This is a genomic window from Rheinheimera sp., from assembly GCF_036568245.1.
Classification (GTDB): Bacteria; Pseudomonadota; Gammaproteobacteria; order Enterobacterales; family Alteromonadaceae; genus Alishewanella.
The window spans coordinates 1-7,788 of the sequence record NZ_DATCSY010000032.1 but is presented as its reverse complement, the minus strand read 5'-3'; the positions used below and the strand labels follow the sequence as shown (position 1 = coordinate 7,788).

Below are 7,788 nucleotides of genomic sequence, written 5' to 3'. Positions count from 1 at the left end.
GCTCGTCTGCTGCCTGCAGTATTACGGATGTTAGCGCCGGCCAGCGCTGGCTGATGACAGTGAGGTTATCGGAAAAACACGAATCAGACACGCAGACTTATCCCAAACCAAATTCAACCAGACTACGGGTGATATTAGCCTGTGACATCACTACCGATACCGCACTTTTATTGCCGCTTTGCATGTTAAGCCGAAGCTGCTGGCTTAACGCATTTAGCTCTGTTGCATCACTTTGCTGCTGCGATATCGCCGCTAACTGGGCTTGCAACGCGGCACGCTGCGCCTGCACTTTGCCCAGTGCATCTTTTAGCTGCTGCTGTACTAAATGGATCTGTTGCTGATACGCCTGCACGTTATCTGTTTTACCGGCGGCCTTGCTCAGTTGTGTCAGCGCACTGTCAGGGGCTTGCAACGCCACACTGACCGGATTACCTGCCGCGACACGCACTCCCTGACCGGTGATCAACCAGGGCTCCTGCAACTTACGGGCATTACGGGCTTCTGCTGAAAAATACAGCTGCTGCTGATTATCTGCGCTGACACTGATTTGCTGCGGTGCAAAGGCTTGCTGCACACTTTGCAGGTTTTCACTGGCACTTTGCCCGGCAGGCAGGCTGATACTGACCGCACCGCCACTGCGGCCAAGCAGAATATTTACCTGCTCGCTCTGGCGTCGTTCAGACAACAGATCAATGCTGTTCGTTAAGCGGGCGGTTACCTGCGCCGGGGCGGAAGCTGCCGGCATCAGTTGGGCATTCAGGCCAGAATCGCCGCGCGCCAGTTTTTGTTCCAGCTGCTGTAATCTTTGTTGCGCTTGCTGTTGCTGATCGGTCGACAACCGGGCTGCCGCGGATGAATTCAGCTGTCGGCGCAGGTTATCCAGCTCCTGATAGGCCAGGCGGATACTGCGCTCGGTCTGGTCAATCTGACTCAGTTGTTTAGACACATCTGCAGCCAGTGCCCATTTACTTAATACCTGAATTTGCCTGGACTGACGTGACTGTGGCACCTTTTGCCCGCTATCGTCCTGCTGTACCGCTTTTACCACAGCGGCTTTATCAGCCGCGCTGAGCGGGCTCAGTGCACTGTTGCTTACTTTTTCAACCGCATTTGACAACTGCATTGTCGTCCCCTTACCGGCAAATACGCTCAGACATCAGCATCAGACATACGAAAACAAAGTCAGCTGTGACACGCTGGAATACACCTTCAGTGATGATTCATACGATGCCATTGCCTGATTCATCTGCACATAGGCTTCCGGGTAGTCCACTTCTTTAATATCGTCACGCAAATTTTCGGTAAACAGCGCTATGTCATCATTACCCAGCGCCATTTCATCCAGCGACGCTAAGGTACCACCAATACGGGTGATTTCTCCGCTGACACTGGCCATAAAATTACTGATATGCCCCAGCAGGTTACGCGATTCATTGCCAACACCGGCAGCCGGCGCGGTAGCCATCAGATCCAGATAGGTTTGCATTTCATTTAAAAACGTGACGCCGGGGTCAAGTTTATCGCCGGTGATATTGGCTGGCACACTGGAGTTATCTGACACGGCAACATCGCGTACCCGGTCATCCCCCAGATACTGGTAAACCCCGGCGCCATCGCGTTCAAAGGGTTTAACATCGGTTAAACTGCCAGAGAAATAATAGTTGTCGTTGCCATCTTTAGCATTTAATAAATCAACAATCGCCGGAAACAATACTGATAGCTCCTGGCGGTAAGCTTCCAGTTCAGTCTGAGCAACTGAGCCATCAGCTGCAGTGGTGACAATTTCCTGTATTGAAAACAAGGTATTGACGATACTGCTAAGCTGGGTTTCCTGCTGCCCCAGATTAAAATGCACCGCATTCATATTGCTTTTGTATTGATCGAGCTTGGTCAGTTCACTGTTCAGCGTCAGTAACATTACCGAGCCCAGCGGGTCGTCTGAGGGCTTCTGAATGCGCTGATTGGTCGCCAGTTGTGTAGATAACTTACTGTACTCGGCCGTTGACTGCTGAATATTACGGATCGTCGTCAGGTGATATTGATTACTGCTTACACGCATATCAGCGACCTCAGAAAATGTTAATCAGGGTTTTAAACAGTTGATCGGCCGTGCTGATCACTCTGGCGTTGGCATCATATAACTGCTGATAGAACATCAGGTTTGCTGCCTCTTCGTCCAGATTGACGCCGCTGACGCTGTCGCGAGCAGCTAAGGCGTTGTCTTTTAACAGCTGAGCCGTTTTAACGCTGCTCTGCACCTGTTTACTCTGAATCGCCAGGTCACCTATTAGGGTGTCATAGCCGGTCATAGAGCCGTTTAATGCCGACACCAGATTGGCGATATTGCCGTTGTCGCCACGGCCGCCGGAAGGGATCCAGTTGCCAAAACCATCATCCACCCGGCCGGTGAAGGCCAGGTCATCCGGGCCAAGTGCAGTATTCACACCAAAGGTGCCCAGTACATCCAACGGGTTGTAGTTAAACAGAGGCTGGCCGGGTAAACCGTTTAGGTCAAAGCCTTCTGATAACGCCGTATTGACCGAATCAGCGACATTACTGACGATGGTTTCCAGCTGTAATTTACTCGGCTGCAGTACCGTCGCATCGACGTTCAGCAAACCGCCAATGCGGCCACCAACAAATTCGTTCAGCGCGAAATTCTGGCTGTTAAAACTGACATCAACACTGGTGCCGGTCACACTGACAGCAGCCGCTTTGCTGCCAACCACCAAGGGGGCACCATTTTTACTGCTGATATTCAGGTTGCCATCACCGACATCGGTAATGTCGACGCCGAGGTAGCCGGATAATTCTGTCACCAGATTCTCACGTGCATCAGACAGTTCAGCCACTGGCTGGCCAAGTGCCATCGCTTTACTGATTTTGCTGTTCATCTCGGCAATTTGCTGCAGCAAAGAACTGCTGTTATCTGCCAGATCGCTAAGCTCTTTGCCGAGCTTGGCTTGCTGATCAGACAAAGCGCCGTTGATCTGGGCAATATCCTGCACCAGCGACTGCGCAGAAGACAGCGCCTGCTGGCGGTAAGCGGCAGAATCGGGGGCAGACATAGCGGCGTTGAATGACGCACGGATACCGGCCACGGCATCATTCAGGTTCAGCGATTCGGTGCCCAGAATTTGTTCCAGATAACCGATATAACTCTGAAAACCTTCGTAATAACCGGTATCAGCGCTGGTGCGCCAGATGTCGTCATTCAGAAAGCTGTTGACGATACGGTCGACCTTAGTCACTTTAACGCCGTTTAAACCACCGGCTGCGGTTTCCAGATAAACAGTTTGCCGGCTGTAGCCCTTTACCGCCGCATTAGCGACGTTCTGGCTGACAGCACCCAACGCACTGTTAGCCGCATTAAGGCCTGATACGCCGTTTAAAAGCATGCTCATAAACCGGAATTCCCACTTGGGTCTGCCTGCCATAATGGCTGGCTGAACGCATTGTTGCTGTATTGCGGCGTCACCAGAGTCAACGCCCCCTTATCAGGCATAGCGACAGCATCAGCGAGTTGCTTAAATTTATTTTCGCTTTGCGAAAGGCTGGTACCAAGCTGTTTTACTATGGCTTCAGACAACCCGAGCTGCTGGTTCGACGCCAGTGACTGCGCCAGCTGGGCGTCGTGCATATCACGGAAGGTCTGCGCTTCATTGCTGGCAAACATGCCATGCTCACCAGCGATGGTATCGGTACCGGCATGCATATTTTTCAGTACCAGTTGCAAAAAGATCGCTTCGAATTGTTCTGCGGCCTGATTTAAGCGGCTGGCAGCATCCTGACTGGCATCAATGCCGGCGACAGCGCGCGGGTCTATCGCCAGACCAGATACAGAAGACGCGGATAACGGGGTTATATTCATTCAGATCACCAGCAGTTCAGCATCCAGTGCACCGGCGTTATCCAGTGCAATCAGAATAGACATCAGTTCCGCCGGCGTTGCCCCCAGCGCGTTTATGGCTTTAACAATTTCATCCAGCGAACTGCCTTCCGGCCACAGCATCATATTGGCGGCACGTTCTTCCACATTGACGGCGCTGTTCTGTACCGGCATGGTCGTACCGTTGCTAAAAGGGCCAGGCTGGCTGACGCCCTGTTGTTCACTGATAGTGATCGTTAAACTACCATGGCTGACCGCAGCGCGTTTTACCCTGACCACGTCGTTCATCACCACAGTACCGGTGCGGCTGTTAAACACCACGCGTGGCCGCTGCCGTCCTTCCTGTACATCAATATCCTGCAACATCGACATAAAGGTAATGCGGCTGTTAGCATCTGCCGGTGCGCTGACTTTCAGCTTGCCTTTGTGTTCAGCGCGCGCCACATCCGGGCCAAACACCTCATTAATCGCCGTCACCACATTGCGGGCGGTCTGATAATCCGGCTGGCGTAAATTCAGTGTAATATCACTGTCCGGCTGATACAGCTGGGCGACAGAACGCTCGACAATGGCGCCCGACGGAATAATGCCGGCTGTCGGCACGTTAACCGTGACCGATGAACCGCTCTGACCGGTTGCATTTAAACCACCGACTACCAGGTTGCCTTGTGCCAGCGCATAGACTTTACCGTCAACACCGCGCAGCGGCGTCAGCATCAGGCTGCCACCATGCAGGCTTTTGGCGTCACCGAGTGACATAATTGTGACGTCCAGCGTTTGCCCGGGGCTGGCATTGGCCGGCAATGTAGCGGTAACCGCAACCGCGGCGACGTTTTTTGATTTAGGCAGGTTACTTTCATCCAGCTGCACACCAAACTGCTTCAGCATATTGTTCAGTGACTGGGCGGCAAATTTAATCTGCGTTTTATCGCCCGAGCCGGGCAAGCCCACCACCAGACCATAACCAACCAGCTGGTTATCACGTACGCCCTGAATATCCACAAGCTCCAGCAGCGGCCTCGCTGCGGCTGGCAATATCAGCAAGCTTGATAGCAAACCGGCAATAAGCGTTTTCATAACACCTCAGTTAAAACGGGTTAAGTATGTTAAATAAACGGGTAAACCAGCCGGCCTGGCTGGCTCGGGCCATTTCGCCTTTGCCGGAGTAACTGATACGCGCATCAGCAATACGCTGTGACGACACCCGGTTGGTAACATCAATATCTTCCGGCCGCACCAGGCCCTGTAAGCGGATATATTCGTCGCCCTGATTCAGCTTGATCCATTTTTCACCGCGGATAGCCAAAGCGCCATTTGGCAGCACATCGGTAACACGCACGGTAATAGAGCCCCGCAGGAAATTTTGCTGGCTGGCGGTACTTTCGCCGTCAAAGCGTGAGCGTGAATTCAGCTCCATCGCCAGCTCTGATGTATTCAGGTTACCCACCAGCGGCACACCGACATTGATGCCGGTATTTTTGTCAACACTGGCATCGGCGCTTTTACTCGACTGGGTGCGCTCGTTCAGCTCGACTGTCAGAATGTCACCCACACGATAGGCACGTTTGTCTTCATACAGCGTAAACATATAGCGGTCACTGTACAGACTGCCCTCAGTCAGGCCAGGCTGTGCTTCGTCACTGCGCGCTGCTACCACCTGCTCCCAGTCAGCCTGATGCACAGGTTCAGACGGGCTGGCACAGCCTGCCAGCACACAGATGAATAACAACACGGATAAGGTTTTCATCAGTTACAGGCTCTGGTTAATAAAGCGCAGCATTTCATCTGCCGCAGACACCACTTTGGCGTTCATTTCATAGGCGCGTTGCACCGCAATCATGCTGACCATTTCGTCAACCACGCTGACGTTAGAGCCTTCAATCACACCCTGCTGTAACGCACCAAATGCCTCTTCACCCGGCACACCTTCAATCGGCTCGCCAGAGGCCGCAGTAGCACGGAACAAGTTACCGCCCAGCGCTTCCAAACCTGCCGGGTTAACAAAGTTCACCGTTAAAATCTGGCCCAGCTCTACCGGCTCAATTTCATTGGCCAGCACAGCAGTGACAGTGCCGTCACTGCCGATGGTGATCTTGGTGGCATTTTCCGGGATGGCGATATTTTGCAGCAGTGGCAAACCGTTGGCGTTTACCATCAATGATTCAGCATTGGGCTGAAACTGACCACTGCGGCTATACAGAATTTCACCGTCAGGGCTTTCCATCTGGAAAAAGCCCTGGCCGGTAATCGCAACATCCAGCGGGTTGTTGCTGGTTTCATAGTTGCCTTCGGTAAAGATTTTTTGCGTGCCGTTTATCCGCACACCGGTACCGACCTGAATACCAGATGGTACCTGGTTCAGCTCATCCGCCTGACCACCCGGCTGACGCTGGATCTGGTAAAACAAATCTTCAAACACCACCCGGTCTTTTTTAAAGCCAGCGGTACTGACGTTCGCCAGGTTGTTAGAAATCGTGGTCATGCGCATGTCCTGCGCCGCCAAACCGGTTTTACTTACCCATAAAGCTGAATTCATTGCACTGCTCCTGTTAGCTGTTGCCGCTTATTAGTTTGTTACCTGACACGGCAAGCTCATCGGCGGTTTTCATCATGCGGATATTCATTTCAAACTGACGGCTGATGTTCATGGTGCTGACCATTTCTTCCACCGCGTTAACATTAGAGCCTTCCAGTGCACCGGTACGCAGCGTAATAGCCAGATCGGCTGCCAGTTCGTCCTGCTGTTGTGGCCTGAGTAAACCGTCCAGCCCTTTCACCAGAGTGTTATCACCGGCACTGACCAGTTTCAGCCGGCCTTCCTGCTCGATAACACCACCGCCCACCGGCAGCAAGTTAATAGTGCCGTCGGCGCCAATGTCGATGGCGCCAAATTCCGGCAGCACAATATCGCCCTGCTCACCTTGTACGGTGTAACCGTTTAATGTCAGCCGGCCATCGGCTTCAACCTGCAGATTACCGGCACGGGTGTAGGCTTCGTTGCCCTCGGCATCAGTAACAGCCAGAAAGCCGCCATCGCTTAATACCACGTCCAGATCACGGCCAGTTTGTTGTACCGGGCCATTGCTCAGGCTGGTGAATACCGGCAGTAGCTGTGCCTGATAACGGCTGCGAAAACCATCGCCAGCCACCATCATCGCCTGCGCCTGTTCAATGTCGGCTTTAAAGCCGGGCGTATTGACGTTGGCCAGATTGTTAGCGCTGACGCGCAGCGCCGTCTGGTTCAGCTCAGCGCCCGAAACAGCGGTATAAATTAAGCGTTCCATAATGCGGTACCTTAGGTGGCGCTAAACAGAATTTGCATCATTTCATCAGCGCTGCTGATGGTTTTGGCGTTGGCCTGATAGTTTTGCTGGAACGCCATCAAATCAACCAGCTGCTCGCTGATATCAACGTTAGAACCAACATAAGCCCCGGACAGCAGCGCACCGAAGCTACCGGCATCCGGTGTGCCATACAGCGCAGCGCCCGATTCATTGGTGGCGTACCATACGGTTTTATTACCGGTTTCCAGGCCATTTACATTGGCAAAGTTAGCCAGCACCACCTGGCCCTGCAGCTTGGTTTCGCCATTGGTAAAGGTGGCAAACACTTCACCGGTTTCAGCAATAGCAACACCGGCAAACTCACCGGCGGTGAAACCGTCAGCGTCGTTCTTATAAATATTAAAACCGCTGCCAAACTGGGTGCTGTTGGTCAGGTTGACACCAAAGTTCATCACGGCGGCGCCGGTGGTCGGGGTGTAGCTTAGCGCTACCGTCGACGGTGTTGCCGGTGTCAGTAACTGGCCATTGGCATCAAATGTCAGCGTCGACGGCGTCGCTAAATCGGCGCCGTCAACAAAATAGCGGGTTTCCCAGGTATTAGGCCCGGTATGAACA

General features: G+C 53.0%; 9 protein-coding genes. All 9 read right to left on the bottom strand.

Annotated features, from left to right (window positions below):
- Positions 1–97: 97 nt before the first annotated feature.
- A complete protein-coding gene (locus tag VIN66_RS01490; RefSeq protein WP_331922343.1) occupies positions 98–1,123 on the bottom strand; it encodes a hypothetical protein in 1,026 nt (341 codons plus the stop codon).
- Positions 1,124–1,162: 39 nt separating this feature from the next.
- A complete protein-coding gene (flgL, locus tag VIN66_RS01485) occupies positions 1,163–2,059 on the bottom strand; it encodes a flagellar hook-associated protein FlgL (RefSeq protein WP_331922342.1) in 897 nt (298 codons plus the stop codon).
- Between the two features lie 10 nt (positions 2,060–2,069).
- Positions 2,070–3,404 (bottom strand): flagellar hook-associated protein FlgK, encoded by a 1,335-nt coding sequence (gene flgK / locus VIN66_RS01480; RefSeq protein ID WP_331922341.1) that lies wholly within the window; start codon positions 3,402–3,404, stop codon positions 2,070–2,072.
- A complete protein-coding gene (locus VIN66_RS01475) occupies positions 3,401–3,871 on the bottom strand; it encodes a rod-binding protein (protein WP_331922340.1) in 471 nt (156 codons plus the stop codon). Before VIN66_RS01475 ends, flgK begins: the two co-directional genes overlap by 4 nt.
- Positions 3,872–4,966, bottom strand: a complete 1,095-nt coding sequence (locus VIN66_RS01470; RefSeq protein WP_331922339.1) for a flagellar basal body P-ring protein FlgI — start codon at positions 4,964–4,966, stop codon at positions 3,872–3,874.
- Positions 4,967–4,976: 10 nt separating this feature from the next.
- Positions 4,977–5,636: a flagellar basal body L-ring protein FlgH gene (flgH, locus tag VIN66_RS01465; RefSeq protein WP_331922338.1), complete on the bottom strand. Its 660-nt coding sequence runs from the start codon at positions 5,634–5,636 to the stop codon at positions 4,977–4,979.
- Between the two features lie 3 nt (positions 5,637–5,639).
- Positions 5,640–6,425, bottom strand: a complete 786-nt coding sequence (gene flgG / locus VIN66_RS01460; RefSeq protein WP_331922337.1) for a flagellar basal-body rod protein FlgG — start codon at positions 6,423–6,425, stop codon at positions 5,640–5,642.
- A gap of 13 nt (positions 6,426–6,438) precedes the next feature.
- Complete coding sequence (locus VIN66_RS01455) at positions 6,439–7,173, bottom strand: flagellar basal body rod protein FlgF (RefSeq protein ID WP_331922336.1); 735 nt, start codon at positions 7,171–7,173, stop codon at positions 6,439–6,441.
- Positions 7,174–7,184: 11 nt separating this feature from the next.
- Positions 7,185–7,788, bottom strand: a 604-nt coding sequence (locus VIN66_RS01450; RefSeq protein ID WP_331922335.1) for a flagellar hook-basal body complex protein, incomplete at its 5' end; no start/stop codon positions are given.

What these genes read in the sequence shown, in the direction of transcription:
- VIN66_RS01490 (WP_331922343.1), bottom strand. Translation starts at nt 1,123, where the DNA reads ATGCAGTTGTCAAATGCGGTTGAAAAAGTAAGCAACAGTGCACTGAGC.
- flgL (WP_331922342.1), bottom strand. Translation starts at nt 2,059, where the DNA reads ATGCGTGTAAGCAGTAATCAATATCACCTGACGACGATCCGTAATATT.
- flgK (WP_331922341.1), bottom strand. Translation starts at nt 3,404, where the DNA reads ATGAGCATGCTTTTAAACGGCGTATCAGGCCTTAATGCGGCTAACAGT.
- VIN66_RS01475 (WP_331922340.1), bottom strand. Translation starts at nt 3,871, where the DNA reads ATGAATATAACCCCGTTATCCGCGTCTTCTGTATCTGGTCTGGCGATA.
- VIN66_RS01470 (WP_331922339.1), bottom strand. Translation starts at nt 4,966, where the DNA reads ATGAAAACGCTTATTGCCGGTTTGCTATCAAGCTTGCTGATATTGCCA.
- flgH (WP_331922338.1), bottom strand. Translation starts at nt 5,636, where the DNA reads ATGAAAACCTTATCCGTGTTGTTATTCATCTGTGTGCTGGCAGGCTGT.
- flgG (WP_331922337.1), bottom strand. Translation starts at nt 6,425, where the DNA reads ATGAATTCAGCTTTATGGGTAAGTAAAACCGGTTTGGCGGCGCAGGAC.
- VIN66_RS01455 (WP_331922336.1), bottom strand. Translation starts at nt 7,173, where the DNA reads ATGGAACGCTTAATTTATACCGCTGTTTCGGGCGCTGAGCTGAACCAG.